Raw genomic sequence first — 17,079 nt, 5'->3', positions numbered from 1 at the left:
GATCCGCCGCTTCCCGCGCCCGCGCGGAGACCGCCGCCACCCCCGTCCCGCTCGGGATCTCCACCCGGTCGGCGGTCAGCAGCCCGTCAAAGAGCTCCGCCATTCCCCGCGCGGCCCCCGGCTGGAACCTCCGCAGCCCCAGGCAGCCGAGCAGCAGCGCCGCACACAGGACGATCTGCACGATCACCGTGAAGAGATAGGGGTCCCTCTCCCGCCGCCTGCGCATCCCCGCGCGCGGCGGATACCGGCGTATCCTCTGGTCGATCATGATGCCATCCCGCTCCTTTGCTGTCCTTCTAAGACAAGTCTATGCGGGCGGGCGCAAAAAAATGAGCGGTTTGTCCGCCGGACAAACCGCTCATGGAAATCTGGTTATTTGGATTTGATGTACTCGTCGATCGACTGGGCGGCGGTCTTGCCCGCGCCCATCGCGAGGATGACCGTGGCCGCGCCCGTCACCGCGTCGCCGCCCGCGAACACGCCCGGTTTGGTCGTCGCGCCGCGTTCGTCCGCCACGAGGCAGCCCTTTCTGTTGGCCTCCAGCCCGGTGGTCGTCGACCGGATGAGCGGGTTGGGGCTCGTGCCGATCGCCATGATCACCGTGTCCACGTCGATCGTGAAGTTGCTGCCCTGCTTTTCGATCGGGCGGCGGCGGCCCGACGCGTCCGGCTCGCCCAGCTCCATCTCGACGCACTCGATCGCCTTGACGCGGCCGTTTTCGTCCCCGAGGATCTGCACGGGATTCCGGAGGAGCTGGAAGAGGATCCCCTCCTCCTTGGCGTGGTGGACCTCCTCGGCGCGCGCCGGGAGCTCGACCTCGCTGCGGCGGTAGACGATATACACCTCTTCCGCGCCCATCCGCTTGGCGCAGCGGGCCGCGTCCATCGCCACGTTGCCGCCGCCCACGACGGCGACCCTGCGGCTCCTGGCGATCGGGGTGTCGTACCCCTCGCGATAGGCCTTCATGAGGTTGATGCGGGTGAGGTACTCGTTGGCGGAATAGACCCCCAGCAGGTTTTCGCCGGGGATGTTCATAAAGCTCGGGAGCCCCGCGCCCGAACCGATAAAGACCGCTTCAAAGCCCTGCTCGAAGAGCTCGTCGACCGAATCGACCTTGCCGATGACCATATCGGGCTTCATCTCCACGCCGAGCCTTTCAAGCGCGCCCACCTCGCGGGCGACGATCTCCTTGGGGAGGCGGAACTGCGGGATGCCGTAGACGAGCACGCCGCCCGCCGTCTGGAGCGCCTCGAAGACGGTGACCTCATACCCCATCCTGGCGAGGTCGCCCGCGCAGGTAAGCCCCGCCGGGCCGGCGCCGACCACTGCGACCCGGTGCCCGTTGGAGGCGGGGCGGGTAAGCTCCTCCGAGCCGTTTTCCATCCACCAGTCGGCCACGAACCGCTCGAGGCGGCCGATGCCCACCGGCTCCCCCTTGACGCCGCGCACGCACTTGCCCTCGCACTGGTTCTCCTGCGGGCACACCCGCCCGCAGACGGCGGGCAGCGAATTGGTCAGGGCGATCTCCTGGTAAGCGCCGGCAAAATCCCCCTCCGCCACCTTCGCGATGAACTCCGGAATCCGTACGTTGACCGGGCAGCCCGCGACGCACGGCCTGTTTTTGCAGTGGAGGCAGCGCTTCGCCTCGTCCACCGCCATCTCGGCGGTATAGCCGAGCGCGACCTCTTCAAAGTTCTTGTTGCGCACGTCGGGGGCCTGCTCCGGCATGGGGTTCTTCTTTAAGGACATGTTAGGCATGGCGTTTCCCTCCCGTCAGGCGGCAGATGTGCGCCGGGTCCTCCCGGTCGGCCATCTCGCGCTCCTTATAAAAGCTGTTGCGCTTCATCAGTTCGTCGAAATCGACCTCGTGGCCGTCGAAGTCCGGGCCGTCCACGCAGGCGAATTTCGTCTGCCCGCCGACCCTGACGCGGCAGCCGCCGCACATGCCGGTACCGTCGACCATGATCGGGTTGAGGGAGACGAGCGTCTTGATGCCGTAGGGCTTCGTCGCGGCGGCGACGAACTTCATCATGATCACCGGTCCGATCGCGATGACCAGGTCGTACGGGTTCCCCGCCTTGATGAGCTCCTCGAGCTTCTGGGTGACGAGCCCCTTCTCGCCGTAGCTGCCGTCGTCGGTCATGAGGTAGAGATGGTCGGTGACCGCCTTCATCTCCTCCTCGAGGATGACGATCTCCTTCGAGCGGAAGCCCGCGATCATATCCACCTCCAGCCCCGCCGCGTGCAGCGCCTTGGCCTGCGGATAGGCGATCGCGGTGCCCACGCCGCCGCCGATCACGCACACCCGTTTGACTTCCGGACCCACATGGGTCGGCTGGCCGAGCGGCCCGACGAAGTCGAGCAGGCTGTCGCCCTCCCCGAGGGTGTTCAGCAGCTTGGTGGAGGCGCCGACGATCTGAAAGATGATCGTCACGGTGCCCTTTTCGCGGTCATAGTCCGCGATGGTCAGCGGCACCCGCTCCCCCCGCTCGTCGACGCGGAAGATGATGAACTGGCCCGCCTTCGCCTTTTTGGCGATGTGCGGGGCCTCGATCTCCATCAGCGTCACCGTGTCGTTCAGCGCCCGCTTCTTGACAATCTTGTACATACGCTCACTCCTATTTCAGGCCGCGCGCCAACGCACAGCACATTTTGAAAGAGTTAATTTTTTATCAAATCTCCCAGAAAATAATAATTTTTTATCACTCGTTCTATTATACCAGCATCCGCCCGCCCATGCAACAGAAAAAACATAACAAACCTTCGCAAAATGCACGCGAAGGTTTGTTATATCTGTGCATGCTCATTTTTTGACGGTGATCTTGAACTTCTTGACGACCTTGCTCTTGTCGTAGGGCTCGCCCACGAGGTAGGCGGTGCCCGCCTTGAGGCCCTCCACCTTGACGACGTTCTCGTCGTCGGTGTTATAGAGCTCGAGGATGTCGCGGTCGGTCACCGACCACTTGATGCCGGGGTCCTCCGCGTTGGCGGGCGACACCGTGCCGGTGTAGACCGAGCGCCCGTCCCCCACGTAGAGGGTCGACGGCCCGTCGATCGAGATCGCCTCGACCTTGACCCCCTTCTTGGGCGCGGTACTGCTCGTGTCCTTGCCGGTCTGCTTATATTTGCCGGTGCCCACCACGATGTCGATCGAGCCGCGCACCCCGCTGCCGTCCCGCGCGATGGCGGTGATCGTGGCGGTGCCGTCCCGCAGGCCCTCCACCTTGCAGGAGGAGGACGTGAGGTTGGAGAGCTCGACGATGTCGTCGTCATCGGTCACCCACTTGACCCGGTCGTCGTCCGCGTCGGAGGGCGACACCCGCACCGAAAGCGTCGTGCGGGTCCCCACCTCGATCTCCTCCTCATCCGCCTCGACGACGATCTTCGTCACGTCGCCGCCGTCGCCGCCGCTTCCCCCGCCGACATAGACGGTACAGCGCGCCTCGTCGTCGTCGGTGTAGGCGGTGATGCGGGTTTTGCCCTCCCCCTTGGCGACCACCTTGCCGGAGGAATTGACCGTCGCGACCGACTTGTCGTCCGTCTCCCACGAGACGTCCGCGCCGCCCGCGCCGCTCACCTTGAGCGGGAAGGTGTCGCCCACCTCGAGGTCGAGCTCCGTCTCGTTGAGGCGGAGGTTCCCGCCGTCCTCATCGTCATCGTCGTCCTCGTCCTCATCGTCGCCGCCGGAGGAATAGCTCCCCGAGCTGGCGCCGCCGAGATAGGCACTGATGCCGTTGGCGATCGCCTCGGCCATGCGGCTCTGGTATTTCGAGTTGATCAGCTTGGTATATTCCCCCTCGTTGGACATGAAGCCCAGCTCGGCGAGCACGCAGGCGAACTGGCTCTCGCGGGTCATGTAGTAGAGCCCCGCCTTGGCGCCGCGGTTGTCCGAGCCGAGCGCCTTGGAGACGTTGGCGGAGATGTTCGCCGCGAGCTGCTTGGAGAAGGGATAGAAGTAGTAGACCTCGGTGCCGGTCGCCTTGACGTTGGGGGCGGAGTTGCTGTGGACGCTGACGAGCACCTGCGCGTTGAAGGCGCGGGCCGCCGCCATGCGGGTGGCCATCGTCGAGCCGGGCTCGGCCATCAGCACCGTCGCGCCCTGGCTCTTGAGGTCGCTGACGAGCTTTTTGGCCACCGCGAGGTTGATGTCCGCCTCGTCCTTGCCGGGGTAGAAGCCGAGGTTTCCCGGGTCGTTTCCGCCGTGCCCGGGGTCGACCACGATCCGCGCCCCCGAGAGGGAGCCGGGGGAATTGTTGAAGCGCAAAACGAGGCTGTTGCCCTCGTAGTACGCCTTGTAGCCAAGGAAGCCGCCCGCCTTCTTGAGGGTGAGGTTGAGGTTGGAGCCCTCCCATTTGGCCGACTTGAAGAGCGCGTTGGACTTGATCGAGTCGGAATCGGGGGTGCGGGCGGTGTAGTCGAACTTGAAGATGATCTGCGAGCCGTCGTAGGCGACCTTGTAGGGCACCTTCTGATCCATCTCCAACGAGACGCTCGTGTAGGCGCCCGACGATTTGACCGACATGCCGCTGATGACGTTCTGGTCGGGCATCGAGCCGCCCGATGCCTTGATGTCGTCCGAATAGACGCGCACGCCCGATTCAAGCTTCCAGTAGGTCTTGGTGACGCTGCCGTTCTTGTAGACGATCTCGTCCCCGTAGGTCTTGTCCACCGTGCCCTTGGGCAGCGGGAAATAGCCCGGGCTGGAGTTGTCGTTGAGGGTATTGATGGGGAAGGTCTCCGCCTGGTCGGCGACGACGTAGACGACCGACCCCTCGCCCATGACCGCCCGCTTGTTGACGGTGACGAGCGCGCCCTCCACCGACTGGGTCTCCCCCTGCGCGGTGGCGGTAAAGGTGATGTTGCCCATCGTGGTGGCGGAGGCGGAGGCGCTCGGCGCGGTGAACACGCCGGTGAACCGCTTGTAGCCGGACAGCGAGTCCGCCTCGTCGGTTTCGTCCTCCGTCTGGGAGAGGGTGATCGTCTGCCCGCCGACGCTCGCGCTCACCTTGGCGTCCTCGTAGGCGAGCACCGAGACGGTGACCTCCATGCCGCCGTCGACCGCCAGCTTGCCGGTCGGGGTGACCTCCTTGATGACCTGCACCTGCCGCGTGATGCTGTAGGTGAGGGTCTTGCCCTTGTGCACAAAGGTGAAGGTATTGAGCCCTGGCGTCAGGTCCTCGCGGATGGCGAAGTAGCCGCTCTCGTTGGTGGGGATCGTCTCCCCGTTCATCGTGACCTCCGCCTGCGGGTCGGACGCGCCCTGGAAGGTGACCGACTGCTCCTTGGTCGTGAAGGTCATCTGCTGCGGGGTGGTGATGGCGAGCTGGGTGAGCACCCACTGCTCGTTGATCTCGTTGTTGAGGTACTGCACGAGGGTGGTCGTGCTGTTGCCGGGGTTGGCGGAGAGCGCCGCCAGGGAGTTGAACGCGTTGCCCGACACGCCGCCCAGCTCCTGCAGGTCGATGACCTGCTTGGTGAGCTGCTCGTAGACCGTCCAGCCGATCGACTGGGTGCCCACGCGGTCGGCCGCGTGCATCATGTAAAGGGTGGTGTCGGCGCCGCGCGCCACCTGCTTCCACCACTCGGCCACGACGCCGAACCGCGCCGTCTCCTCGTTGGTGGAGCCGTAGTTTTTGACCATCACGAAGTCGAAGAGCCCGCTCTCGACCATCGCTTTCGTGTCCGCGTTGCCGTAGCCGAGCGCGGTCCGCTCCGCCTTGGTGTCGGTGCCGCCGGGGTTTTCCGCGGCGTTCTCCCACACGGCGTCCGCCAGCAGTCCCACCTGGGTGCCGGGCGCGCGCTCCCGCACGGCGGAGGCCGCCGCGCTCACGAGCGCCGACGGCACCTGCCGCAGGTAATTCTGATAGCCAACGCCGCCGCCGTTTTCGAGGTACTGGGCGTAGCTTTGCCCGTCGGCGGGGTTTTCGTACCCGTCGAGCAGGATGCCGTCCAGCTTGTACGTTTCCGCAAAGGAGCCGATGTTCTCCCGCACGCTGTCGAGCGTCCTCCCGTCCGCGTTCGCGGCGCGCAGGTATTTGCCGTCGTCGCCCGCGAGATCGGACACGTCGTAGGTCGCGTAGACGTAGAAGCCCATCTCGCGGGCCTTGTCCGCGAGATAGCTGGTCACGTCGATTTCAAGCGGCGCCGCCTCGAGCGTGTCGCTCGTAAAGAGGACGGCGTCGCGGTACTTCGTGTCGATGATGATCGAATTCATCGTCAGCTCCTGCGCGGCCGCGAGCGCCCGGTCGAGCTGGCCGCCCAGCTCCGCCGCCGAGAGCGGCGCGTCGGTCGTCAGGTAGTCGGTCCCCGCCGAGATCATCACCGCCCGCAGCTCGTCCGGGACGTTAAAGTAGACCGGTTCGGGCTCGGGCTCCTCCTCCGGTTCCTCCCCGGACCCGGAGGACTCCTCCGGACTGTCCGCGTCCCGTGGCTCTTCCCCGTCGGAGGACTCCGGTTCCCCGTCCGCGGAAGCCATGACGGCGGCGTCCGGGCTTTCCGCCCCGTCCCCGCCGATCAAATCCCCGCCGAGAAACGCCAAAGCCCCCATCAGCAGCGTCATCAGGATGAACGCCGCCGACAGGGCGAGGGCGAGTTTTTTGCGGTTGGGGCCGTTTCTTGGCAAGCTGGTTTCCTCCCCGCGCGGACCGCCCCGGCGGGGCCTGTCCGGATACCGTATGGGGCGGGTCCGAGAACCCGCCCCGCGTCAACGGCTGTCAGAAAATCTTTTTGAGGTTCCGTTCCTCCGCCTGCATCTGCCTGCCCGGCGAAACGAAGAGGGATTCATAGCTGTAGAAGGCCACGCCGCCGTAATGCTTCGCGTCCCGCGCGGTCGTCACCATCCGGGCGAGCAGGTCGGTGGTTCCGAGCCACTCGTCGCGGCCCGCGCCCGCCCACGTGTCCTCGGTGCCGATCTTGTAGGCCCCGATGCCCACATAGAGCTTGATGCCGTCCACCTTGATCATGTCCGCCCACTTCTTCACCGTCTCGGCGTAGGGACAGGTCGCGTTGTCGTAGCCGTAGTAGACCTGCGGGCAGATGTAGTCGACATAGCCGGGGTTGGAGAGCCAGACGGACGCGTCCGCGAACTGGCTTTCATAGTTGGTCTTGACGTTGCCCTGCGGGCTGATGCCGAAGAGGCAGGCGGGCTTCGATTCCTTGATCGCCGCGTAGACCTCCCGGATGAGGATATCCACGTTTTCCCGCCGCCAGTCGGCCTGGGAGAGGTTCGAGCCCGAGGCGCGGTAAGTCGCGCTGTCGAAGGCAAAATCGGTCGTCGGATAGAAGTAGTCGTCAAAGTGGACGCCGTCCACATCATAGTTCTGCACGATCTCCCGCACGCCGTTCACAATGAGCTTGCGCGCGGCGGGGCTGCCGGGATTGTAGTAGACGCCGCCGTTCCATTCGAGCGCCGCGTCGCTGCCCTGGCTGAGCCAGATTTTCGCCTGGTTGTCGCTCGACATCGGCTGGTCGCCGATCCGCACGCGGTAGGGGTTGAGCCACGCCTCGATGCGCAGCCCCTCTTCGTCCGCCAGCGCGCACATGATTTCCAGCGGGTCGTAGCCGGGGTCCTGTCCCTCGGTGCCCGTCAGGTAGCGGGACCAGGGGAAAAAGTCGGACGCGTAGAGCGCGTCACCGAACGGCCGCACCTGCACGAACACGGTGTTGAAGCCGAAGTCGGCCGCCTTCTTGAAGGCCGCGCCGACGTTGGCGGTGAACTGCGCCTTCGTCTTGCCCTTCACCATCGGCTCGAGCGTCAGGTAGGACATCCATACGGCGCGCACCTCCCCCTGCGGGGCGGAGGAGATCTTCTGCCCCTCCCGCGGGGCGTTCGCCGCCAGCAGCCCGGCGCCGAGGAGAATGTTTTCGTCGCTGCCCGGCGCTTCCACGCCGTACACGCTTGTCGTTTCCGTCCTGCTCAGGGTGACCGCCTGCGCGGCGTCCCCCCGGCCTCCCGCGATGTCATCGCCGGCAGACCGGCTTCCGCAGCCGGCCATGCCAACCAGCAGAAATACCGACAGTATAACGCTTAACGTCTTTTTCATGCTGATTTTCCTTTCCACACGATAACTCAACATAATTTTACACGTTTTGCCCAATTCGGTCAAGTGTCCCGGGCAAATATCTGTCTTTTCCGGTTGACTTTTTCAACATTTAGTATACACTGGTACCAACGGTTCCCGGAGGTGACAGAGATGTTCTTTCTAGGTATATTCGGCGCGAACAGCAAAGTAGTACCCGCCGGACAGGTTTCCGCCGCGGCCTGTCCCGCCTGCGGGGAAATGGCGTCCCTCAGCGTCTGCCGCCGCTACAGCTGCGTCCACTTCTTTTTCATCCCGCTCGTCAAATACGATTCGGTCTATCTGGCTACCTGCCCCCGCTGCGCGAGCGTCTTCGAGCTCGACCCCGCGCTCGGCCGCCGCCTCGCGCACGGCGGGGAAATCACGGTGCCGCCGGGCGGGCTGCGCCTGCTGCGCAATAACGTCCTCCCCCGCTGCCCCGCCTGCGGCGCGCCGCAGCAGAAGGACAGCCTCTACTGCAATCGGTGCGGCGCAAAGCTCTGATTCCTGCGTCCCGGAAAAAATTCCCGGCGTTTTATGCCAAAAAATCAAAAAAGGCAGCCGCTGTGCGGCTGCCTTTTTGGTTTCAGTGCTTGCGCGGGGAACGTCCGGCGGGCTTTTGCTGCTTCTGCGGCTGCTGACGCACCGGCTTCGGCTTCGCGGCGCGCTGCTCGCGCGGCGGGCGCTGGGGGCGCGGCTGCTTGGGCGGCGCCTCGAACACCTCCATCGGGTAGGGGTGCTCCTCCACCACGGGGATCTTTTTGCCGATCAGCTTCTCGATCTCCTTGAGCTCGTCCATCTCCTCGATGCTGCAAAAGGAGATCGCCGTCCCCGACAGCCCCGCGCGCGCCGTGCGCCCGATGCGGTGCACATACGTCTCGGGGATGTTGGGCAGGTCGTAGTTGATGACGTGGGAGAGCTCATCGATGTCGATGCCGCGCGCGGCGATGTCGGTCGCCACGAGCACGCGGATCTCCCCCGCCTTGAAGGCGCTCAGCGCCCGCTGGCGGGCGTTCTGGCTCTTGTTGCCGTGGATCGCCTGCGCCTCGACGCCCGCCTTGTCGAGCTCCCGGGCCACCCGGTCGGCGCCATGCTTGGTAAAGGTGAACACGAGCGCCGAAACGATGCCCGGATCCTTGAGCAGGTGCACGAGCAGACGGCGCTTGTTGGGCTTATCCACAAAATAGAGCCGCTGGTCGATCACCTCGACGGGGGAGGAGACGGGATCCACCGCCACCTTGACCGGGTCGGTGAGAATGCGGTCGCACAGGCGCATGATGCTCTCGGGCATCGTGGCGGAGAAAAAGAGGGTCTGCCGCTTCTGCGGCACCCGGGCGATGATCTTCTCCACATCGTGGATGAAGCCCATGTCGAGCATCCGGTCGGCCTCGTCGAGCACCAGCGTCTCGACGCGCGAAAGGTCGATATACCCCTGCCCGATCAGGTCGTTGAGCCTGCCGGGGGTGGCGACGAGAATGTCGACGCCGCGTCGAAGCTCGTCCACCTGCGGGTTCTGGGAGACGCCCCCGAAGATGACGGCGGTGCGCAGGCGCAGGTAGTGGCCGTAGGCCTTGAAGCTGTCGGAAATCTGGAGCGCGAGCTCCCTGGTCGGGGTGAGCACGAGCGCGCGGATGACGCGCGGCGCGCCCGGCTGGGGCTTCTGGGCGGAGAGCCGCTGCAAAATCGGCATGGCGAAGGCGGCGGTCTTGCCGGTGCCCGTCTGGGCGCAGCCGAGCACGTCGCGGCCCTCGAGCGCGGGGGGGATCGCCTTTTGCTGGATGGGGGACGGGGCGGTGTAGCCCTCGTCGGCCGCGGCGCGCAGGATGGGCGGTATCAATTTCAGTTGATCAAATTTCATAAGTTGTGCAGATTCCTTTTGTTCAATTCACATTCACTGTGTAAGCTGTAAGTATACCATACTCCCGGCCGGATTGCCAGTAAAAATTCCCCATGCTCATATGGACAGGCGCGCGGGGCATAGATATGCAGAAGAAAACGCTTTGGGAAGTGACGCAATGAAGGCAATCAACAGGGCGATCCTGCCGCTGGCCCTCGCGCTGGCGGTGGCGTTGGGCGGGATCGCCGTGCAGGGCGTCCGGGCGGTGTCCGCGAACGCGCCGGCGGAACCGGACGGGATCGAACTGCCGATCGTGATGTACCACCACGTGCTCAAGGAGCAGGCGCGGCTCAACAAATACACCATCTCCCCCGACGAATTCCGGTCGGACATGGAATACCTGAAGACGGAAGGCTATACCCCGATCGTGATCGCCGACCTGCTCGCCTATGTGGAGGAGGGCGCGCCGCTGCCCGAACGCCCGGTCATGATCACCTTCGACGACGGGTACGAGAGCTTCCACGAATACGTCTTCCCCATCCTGAAGGAGTATGACTTCAAGGCCGTCTATTCCATTGTGGGCCGGTACGCCGACCAGTATTCCGCGGTGGACGACCATCACATCCGCTATTCTCACTCGACGTGGAACGAGCTGCGCGAGATGCGGGACAGCGGTCTCGTGGAGATCCAGAACCACTCCTACAACCTGCACGAGAACCAGAACGGCCGCCACGGCTCGATGCGCAAGTCGGGCGAGGGGCTGGCGGCCTACCAGACGATGCTGGAGGAGGACCTCGGCAAGCTCCAGGACGAATGCGCGGCGTTCCTCGACTGGACGCCCACCTGCTTCACCTACCCGTTCGGGCAGATCAGCAAGGAGGCGCTGCCGGTGATCCAGGGGATGGGCTTTTCGGCGGCGCTGACCTGCGAGGAGAAGCTCAACTACATCACGGGCGATCCGGAACAGCTCTACCACCTGCGGCGGTTCAACCGTCCGCACGGCACGTCGTTCCAGACGATTCTCGAGCGCGCCCGCAAGTAGGTTTCGCCCGCCCGATCCAAAAGTTTTCGCCCGCCTTTTTCAAAAGGCGGCGGGTGAGAAAAGTCCCGGCGTTTTTTCAAAACGCCGGGATTTTTCGAGGGCGGAGCCCTGAGCCCGGGCCCGCAGGCCCTGCTTCAAGCGTATTTTGGGGGTTCGGGGGCCTTTTACAAGAAAAAAGGCCCCCGGGAAGAGGAAAGGCCGCCGAACCGACGGCCTTTGAAACGTTCCTTTTTCTCTTGTAAAAAGGAACCGAAAAATACGCCTGAAGGAGAGGGCGTTCCGCTCGCTGCGGCGAGCGGCGCGGGGCTCCGCCCCGCGGCCCCGCCGCCTTTGAAAAGGCGGGCGAAACTTTTGGCTATTGTGAATCAGGCGTTCCGCTCGCTGCGGCGAGCGGCGCGGGGCTCCGCCCCGCGGCCCCGCCGCCTTTGAAAAGGCGGGCGAAACTTTTTATTTATGATATTTCGCGTTCGCGTTGATCGAGAAGGCGCGGTAGAGCTGCTCGAGCAGCAGCACCCGCGCGAGCTGGTGCGGGAAGGTCATCGGCGACATCGACAGCCGCAGCGAGGCGGCGTCCTTCACCGCGTCGGAGAGCCCGTGGGAACCGCCGATCACAAATGCGAGGCTCCCCGCGCCCGACGCGGCCGCCCGCGCGAGATAGTCCGCCAGCCCCTCGGAGGAGAGCGTCTTCCCCTCGATGCACATCGCCACCACCCGCGCGCCCTTCGGGATCTTCTCGAGAATGCGCTCCCCTTCCTTCTCCACGCAGACGCGAATCTGCGCGGGCGAGGGGTTCTCCCCCAGCCTGTATTCGTCGACCTCCACGACCGACGCCCGGCTCCACAGCCCCAGCCGCTTTACATATTCCGCGCAGCCGTCGCGCATCCACGCCTCCTTGAGCCTGCCGACCGCGATCACCTGCACCGCGATCACAGCACCACCATCTCGGACGGGCCCGACCGCGACGCGACCGTCAGTGTGAAGTCGATCCCCTCCCGCATCCCGCCCGCCGTCAGCGCGCAGTAGGACGCCTGGTAGGCGTTCTCGGGGGTGTTGCTGTTCTGCGAGAGGTGCCCCAGCACAAAGCGGGTGCTCCCCGTGCGGACCAGCTCGATCAGCTCCTGCGCGCAGACTTCGTTCGAGAGATGCCCCGTGTTGGAGGCGATCCGCCGCTTCAGATAGTAGGGGTAGTCGCACGCGCTGAGCATCCCCGGCTCATAGTTCGATTCGAGCATCACAAGGTCGCAGCCCCGTAGCATCTGCGCGACGTTTTCGCTTATGTATCCCATGTCGGTGGCGACCGCCAGCCGCCGCCCGTCGGGGGTCCGGATCCGGTACCCGACGCTGTGCGCGCTGTCGTGCGGCGTGTCGAAGCTGTCGATCTCAAGCGAACCGACCGTCAGGCGCGTCCCCGGCTCCACCGGATGCGCCTCCTGCCCTGGGACGAGCACCCCGTCCCACCGCAGCCGCTCGAGCACCTCAGGCGTGGCGTAGAGGGGCACGCCCAGCTTTTTAAGGAGCACCCGCAGGCCGCTCACATGGTCGGTGTGCTCGTGGGTGACGAGCACCGCGCCGATCGAGCGCGGCTCGATGCCGCGGGACTCCATCGCCGCCAGCAGCTGCTTGCAGGAGCGCCCCGCGTCGACGAGCACCGCCGAGTCGGAGGCGGCGATATAGGTGCTGTTCCCGCTGGAACCGGAGAACAGCGTGCAAAACCGGGCCATAAACATCCTCCCGAAACGAATTTGGATAAGGAAAACGGCCGGCTCAAAAAACAGCCGGCCGGAAGTCAGAGCGCAGCCTTGAGCTCTCCGTCGGGGAGCACGACCTTGCGGATATCGGCGCCGAGCGCCTCGAGCTTTTCCACGATATTTTCGTAGCCCCGCTCGATGTGCTCGATGTCCTCGATCTCGGTGACCCCGTGGGCCGCCATCGCGGCAATCAGCACCGCCGCGCCCGCGCGCAGGTCGACCGCGCGCACCGGGGCGGCCGTCAGCCGGGGCACGCCCTCGACGACCGCGACCTTGCCGTCCACCTGGATCTGCGCGCCCATCCGGCGCAGCTCGTCGACATAGCGGAAGCGGTTGTCCCACACGCCCTCGGTCACGATGCTCGTCCCGTTCGCCATCGAGAGCAGCGCGGTCATCTGCGGCTGCATGTCGGTCGGGAAGCCGGGATGGGGCATCGTCTTGAGGTTGACCTTGGAGAGCTCCCCCTCGCGCGTCACGCGGATCGAGTCGTCGTATTCGGTGACCTCCGCGCCCGCCTTCTCGAGCTTTTCGGTGATCGCCTCGAGGTGCTTGGGGATGACATTTTTGACGAGCACGTCCCCGCCGGTCGCCGCGGCGGCGACCATATAGGTGCCCGCCTCGATCTGGTCGGGGATGATCGAATAGGTGGTCCCGTGCAGGATGTCCACCCCGTGAATTTTGATGACGTCGGTGCCCGCGCCGCGGATGTCCGCACCCATCGAGTTGAGGAAGTTGGCCAGGTCGACGATGTGGGGCTCCTTGGCGCAGTTTTCGAGGATGGTGATCCCCTTGGCCTTGACCGACGCGAGCATGACGTTGATCGTCGCGCCGACCGACACCACGTCGAAATAGATGTGCGCGCCGAGCAGCATGTCCGCTTTCGCGTTGATCATGCCGCTGTCGATCGAGACGGTCGCGCCGAGCGCCTCGAACCCCTTCATGTGCTGGTCGATCGGGCGGACCCCGAAATTACACCCGCCCGGCATCGAGACGCTCGCCCGGTTGCAGCGGGAGAGCAGGGTGCCCAGCAGGTAGTAGGAGGCGCGCATATACCGCGCGAGTTCATAGGGGACGACCGGCTCGGTGATGTAGGTGGTGTCCACCTCGACGGTGGTGCGGTCGAGCATCCGCACCGACGCGCCGAGCGCGCGCAGAATCTTGAAGAGCATCGTGATGTCGCTGATGTTGGGGATATTTTCAATGACGCATTTGCCCTGCGCCAGGATCGTCGCCGGAATGATCGCAACGGCCGCGTTCTTCGCGCCGCTGATGGTGACCTCGCCGCAAAGCCGGGTGTCGCCCTGCACAATAAACTTTTCCATCTTGACCGCCTTCTCCGCGCGCGCCACACATTTTTTCAAAGCCGCGCCCCGGCTTCACGCGCGTCCGGCCGGGGCGAAGAGGATTCCCTGTCAAAAGGTTGTCCGCCGCGCCGAAGCGCGCGGCAAACAGATGCGCGGCAAAGGCGCATTTCAATACATATAGTATATCACCGCATCCCACAAAATAAAAGAGGAATTTTTGTGATGATTCTTAAAATCCGGCTCGATTTTTGCCGGAAGATGGCAAAAACGCGCCCCGCGCGCTGGAAAGCGCGCGGGGCGCGTGCGTCCGCGGGAAATTTAACCATAGAGGTAGGGAGCCGCGTCGACCGGCGTACCGTTGACGCGGATCTCGAAGTGCAGGTGCGGTCCGTAGGCGTTGCCGGTCGCGCCGATGGCGGCGATCGTCTCGCCCTGGGAGACCTGCTGCCCGGCGGAGACGTAGAGCGCGCTGCAATGCGCGTAGAGGGACTGCATCCCGCCGCCGTGGTCGATAACGACGCAGTAGCCGTAGAGTCCGCGCCAGCCGGACGCGACGACGGTGCCGTCGGCCGAGGCGAGGACGGGGCTGCCGTAGCAGCCGCTCCACGAGATGTCGGAGCCCGTGTGGCCCCAGTACCCGAGGAAGCCCGGGTTGATCGAGCCGGCGATCGTCGGCCACTGGAAGGCGCCGGAGGCCACCCTGCCGCTCGAATCCTTGGGGATGACCTTGAGCGGGCGGTTGCCGCCCACGACGACGATCTGGTTGACCGGCTCCTTGACGATGGTGGTGTTGAGGATGTTGCGGTCGGTCTCGACGCCGTCGGTCATGACGATCTCGGCGGTCACCTCGCGCACGCCCTTTTCGCCCTGCTGGACGATCTGGTAGTAGCCGATGTCGTGGTCGGGGTCGGTGCGCTGGGTGATCTCGTATTCGAGCTCCTCCTCATACCGGATCGTCTCGGTCACCTTGACGCCCAGGTAGGGCACCGAGTTCGCGATCAGCAGCTCGTCGCCCGGGAAGAGGCTCACGTCGACGCCCGGGTTCATCGCCTTGAGCTCGTCGAGCGTGATGCCGTTTTTGGCCGCAATCTTCAGCGGGTCGTCGCCGCTGACCACCGTGTAGATCTTCTTGCCGCGCTCCTCCTTGTCGAGCAGCGAGCGGATCTCCTCGAGCGAGCGGATCGAGCCGTTCGGGCCGGAGGGATAGAGGCCCTGCTTGACCTCCACCTTCTTCACGAACTGGATGCTCGTGCTCTCCTCCATGTCGGAGGTTCGGTAACGCTCCTTCATCTCATAGAGCAGGTCGAGCAGCCCGTCCCCGTCGGTGACGGCGCCGATATAGGTCCCGTCGATATAAAGCCCCGTCGCCTCTTCGACCGCGAAGCCGTCGGGATTGTTCTCGCTCCGGCTCACCGCGCGGATCAGGCGGTTGGTCAGCTCGTCCGCGTCGAGCAGCTGGCTCGGGTCGGCCGTGTGCACGAACCGCCCCATGAACCTGCTGAACGGGTCGCGGGTGACGGGCGTCAGCTCAAAGCGCGGACGGATCGTCTTGGCCTGCTCCTCCGCCTCTTCGGCGGCCTGCTCGGCCTCCTGGACCTCGTTGGTGTCCTCCTCCTCGGCGGTCGGGTCGGCGACGAGCACGTCGCCGAGGATCATACGCTCCTTCATGTCCTTCTCCGCCTCGGTGAACACCGTCTCGTTGGAGACGTAGCCGATGTCGACGCCGTTGTATTCGACGTGCAGCGCGAGCTGGAAGCCGGCGAAATAGCGGACGGTGAAGTAGAGCAGCACGCACGCCGCGATGGGCGCGGCATAGTTGAGCAGCGTCCGGAAGATCCGCCACAGCCGCTTCAGCCAGAACCCGGCGGCGTTCAGGACGACGTTGGCGACGTTGCGGGAGGTGCCGTAGCGCCGCGCGTTGTCGACCGCCTTGGAAAATCCCCGGCACTGCTCGCGCAGCTCGGTCAGCGGCGAGACGAGGTCCCGCCAATAGCCGCGCAGACGGGCGCGCAGACGGTTGAAGTACTTGCGGCGGCGGGCGGCGGCCTCCTCCTCCATCCGGTGGAAGCCGTGCGCCACATGCCGCCGTTTGGCGCGGGTCGTGCGCAGCAGCTGGATGCCCACAAAATAGCAGTAGGCGTAAAAGGCGTTTGCCGCCCTGAACCAGAGGCGCTTGACCGACCGGACGAAGGGGCTCTCCGCCCTTTGGGCGGGCGGCGGCTCCGCGCCGTCCTCCGTTTCGGAGGCGGCCTCCCCGGCGGGAGGGGACGGTTCCCCGGCGGGCGCGGCGAGCTCCTCGAGCTCACCGGAGGGGGCCGCTTCTTCCGGTTCCGCTTCCGCCAGTTCGCCGAGCGGGGAATCGTCCGGCTCCGGTACGGAATCGTCCGGCATCTTGTCGTATGGCGCCAAGCAGGCCACCTCCTTCCCGTGGATTCGCCGGGCCCCGGCGCGTCTTGCGCGAAGGCCGCACTTCACAGCGCCCCCGTGAAAAACACGGGGACCGGAAGCATGTCGTAGGGTAATATTGTACTATAAATCCGCGTTTTAGGCAAGTATCTGCCGGAAACGCGTGCTACCTGTATAGTTAACACGATTTATGTGGCGGTAGTTTCGACAGTCTGTGAATATTCTGTGTACGGCCGGAAATCTCAGGAAACCCGTCCGCCGCCCAAAGCCTCGGCGCGATTCCCCGCGCGGGAAGCCGGCCGACGCCGGGCGGCAAAAAAGCAGCCGCTCGCGCGGCTGCTTTTTCATGCGGTTCCGTCTGTTCAGTTGGCCTTGGAGTCGACCTCGGCCTTCGCCTTTTCCAGGAACGCCTCGAGGGACATCGTGGTCGTCTTGCCGTCGCGGCGGTCGCGCACCGCGACCTCGCCCGCCTCGGCCTCCTTGCCGCCGAGCACGAGCATATAGGGGATCTTCTGGAGCTGCGCCTCGCGGATGCGGTAGCCGACCTTCTCGTTGCGGCTGTCCGTCTCGACGCGCAGTCCCGCGGCGGTGAGCGCGTCGGAAACCTTTTGCGCGTAGGGGATGTGCTCGTCGGTCACGGGCAGGACCTTGACCTGCACCGGCGCGAGCCAGAGCGGGAACGCGC

At 65.0% G+C, this 17,079-nt stretch carries 13 protein-coding genes; 2 read left to right on the top strand and 11 right to left on the bottom strand.

Features of this window, described 5'->3' with window-relative positions:
* From ACZO3G_RS12255 to ACZO3G_RS12235, 5 genes are all read right to left on the bottom strand, one after another.
* A partial coding sequence (locus tag ACZO3G_RS12255; RefSeq protein WP_486847272.1) for a hypothetical protein occupies window positions 1-268 on the bottom strand: 268 nt, incomplete at its 3' end.
* 104 nt (window positions 269-372) lie between these two features.
* Entirely contained in the window at window positions 373-1,758 is a 1,386-nt protein-coding gene (gltA, locus tag ACZO3G_RS12250; RefSeq protein ID WP_276873463.1) for an NADPH-dependent glutamate synthase, read from the bottom strand.
* Window positions 1,751-2,608: a sulfide/dihydroorotate dehydrogenase-like FAD/NAD-binding protein gene (locus ACZO3G_RS12245; protein WP_121586992.1), complete on the bottom strand. Its 858-nt coding sequence runs from the start codon at window positions 2,606-2,608 to the stop codon at window positions 1,751-1,753. The genes gltA and ACZO3G_RS12245 overlap by 8 nt, the downstream gene beginning before the upstream one ends.
* Window positions 2,609-2,803: 195 nt before the next feature.
* Complete coding sequence (locus tag ACZO3G_RS12240) at window positions 2,804-6,622, bottom strand: N-acetylmuramoyl-L-alanine amidase (RefSeq protein WP_276873455.1); 3,819 nt, start codon at window positions 6,620-6,622, stop codon at window positions 2,804-2,806.
* Between the two features lie 91 nt (window positions 6,623-6,713).
* Window positions 6,714-8,042 carry a family 10 glycosylhydrolase gene (locus tag ACZO3G_RS12235; protein ID WP_277138649.1) on the bottom strand — a complete coding sequence of 443 codons (1,329 nt, stop codon included), beginning with the start codon at window positions 8,040-8,042 and terminating at the stop codon, window positions 6,714-6,716.
* Window positions 8,043-8,192: 150 nt separating this feature from the next.
* Between ACZO3G_RS12235 and ACZO3G_RS12230 the strand changes: the two genes are divergently transcribed.
* On the top strand, window positions 8,193-8,561 hold the full coding sequence (locus ACZO3G_RS12230; RefSeq protein WP_276873450.1) for a zinc-ribbon domain-containing protein: 369 nt from the start codon (window positions 8,193-8,195) through the stop codon (window positions 8,559-8,561).
* An 82-nt stretch (window positions 8,562-8,643) separates the two neighbouring features.
* Here the strand turns inward: ACZO3G_RS12230 and ACZO3G_RS12225 are convergent, their stop codons facing one another.
* Window positions 8,644-9,915 carry a DEAD/DEAH box helicase gene (locus ACZO3G_RS12225; RefSeq protein ID WP_276873448.1) on the bottom strand — a complete coding sequence of 424 codons (1,272 nt, stop codon included), beginning with the start codon at window positions 9,913-9,915 and terminating at the stop codon, window positions 8,644-8,646.
* Between the two features lie 157 nt (window positions 9,916-10,072).
* On the opposite strand from ACZO3G_RS12225, the gene ACZO3G_RS12220 reads away from it, so the two are divergent.
* Window positions 10,073-10,936: a polysaccharide deacetylase family protein gene (locus tag ACZO3G_RS12220; protein WP_276873445.1), complete on the top strand. Its 864-nt coding sequence runs from the start codon at window positions 10,073-10,075 to the stop codon at window positions 10,934-10,936.
* Window positions 10,937-11,383: 447 nt separating this feature from the next.
* Here ACZO3G_RS12220 and rlmH read toward each other — a convergent pair whose 3' ends face one another.
* From rlmH to ACZO3G_RS12195, 5 genes are all read right to left on the bottom strand, one after another.
* Window positions 11,384-11,866 carry a 23S rRNA (pseudouridine(1915)-N(3))-methyltransferase RlmH gene (rlmH, locus tag ACZO3G_RS12215; RefSeq protein WP_276873153.1) on the bottom strand — a complete coding sequence of 161 codons (483 nt, stop codon included), beginning with the start codon at window positions 11,864-11,866 and terminating at the stop codon, window positions 11,384-11,386.
* Window positions 11,863-12,657, bottom strand: coding sequence for an MBL fold metallo-hydrolase (locus tag ACZO3G_RS12210; RefSeq protein WP_101549700.1), 795 nt, complete (start codon window positions 12,655-12,657; stop codon window positions 11,863-11,865). The genes rlmH and ACZO3G_RS12210 overlap by 4 nt, the downstream gene beginning before the upstream one ends.
* Before the next feature lie 65 nt (window positions 12,658-12,722).
* The gene (gene murA, locus ACZO3G_RS12205) at window positions 12,723-14,006 is read right to left on the bottom strand and encodes a UDP-N-acetylglucosamine 1-carboxyvinyltransferase (RefSeq protein ID WP_121587015.1); all 1,284 of its coding nucleotides are present in this window, start codon (window positions 14,004-14,006) and stop codon (window positions 12,723-12,725) included.
* A 300-nt stretch (window positions 14,007-14,306) separates the two neighbouring features.
* Complete coding sequence (locus ACZO3G_RS12200; RefSeq protein ID WP_101549698.1) at window positions 14,307-16,397, bottom strand: LysM peptidoglycan-binding domain-containing M23 family metallopeptidase; 2,091 nt, start codon at window positions 16,395-16,397, stop codon at window positions 14,307-14,309.
* 359 nt (window positions 16,398-16,756) lie between these two features.
* Window positions 16,757-17,079, bottom strand: a 323-nt coding sequence (locus ACZO3G_RS12195; protein ID WP_486847269.1) for a His/Gly/Thr/Pro-type tRNA ligase C-terminal domain-containing protein, incomplete at its 5' end; no start/stop codon positions are given.

The organism is Anaerotruncus sp. (assembly GCF_057433415.1).
This window is presented reverse-complemented; position numbering and strand designations above follow the sequence as displayed.

Bases quoted from the DNA above. Each gene is read 5' to 3' on its own strand.
- gltA (WP_276873463.1), bottom strand. From the start codon at position 1,758: ATGCCTAACATGTCCTTAAAGAAGAACCCCATGCCGGAGCAGGCCCCC.
- ACZO3G_RS12245 (WP_121586992.1), bottom strand. From the start codon at position 2,608: ATGTACAAGATTGTCAAGAAGCGGGCGCTGAACGACACGGTGACGCTG.
- ACZO3G_RS12235 (WP_277138649.1), bottom strand. From the start codon at position 8,042: ATGAAAAAGACGTTAAGCGTTATACTGTCGGTATTTCTGCTGGTTGGC.
- ACZO3G_RS12230 (WP_276873450.1), top strand. From the start codon at position 8,193: ATGTTCTTTCTAGGTATATTCGGCGCGAACAGCAAAGTAGTACCCGCC.
- ACZO3G_RS12225 (WP_276873448.1), bottom strand. From the start codon at position 9,915: ATGAAATTTGATCAACTGAAATTGATACCGCCCATCCTGCGCGCCGCG.
- ACZO3G_RS12220 (WP_276873445.1), top strand. From the start codon at position 10,073: ATGAAGGCAATCAACAGGGCGATCCTGCCGCTGGCCCTCGCGCTGGCG.
- ACZO3G_RS12210 (WP_101549700.1), bottom strand. From the start codon at position 12,657: ATGGCCCGGTTTTGCACGCTGTTCTCCGGTTCCAGCGGGAACAGCACC.
- murA (WP_121587015.1), bottom strand. From the start codon at position 14,006: ATGGAAAAGTTTATTGTGCAGGGCGACACCCGGCTTTGCGGCGAGGTC.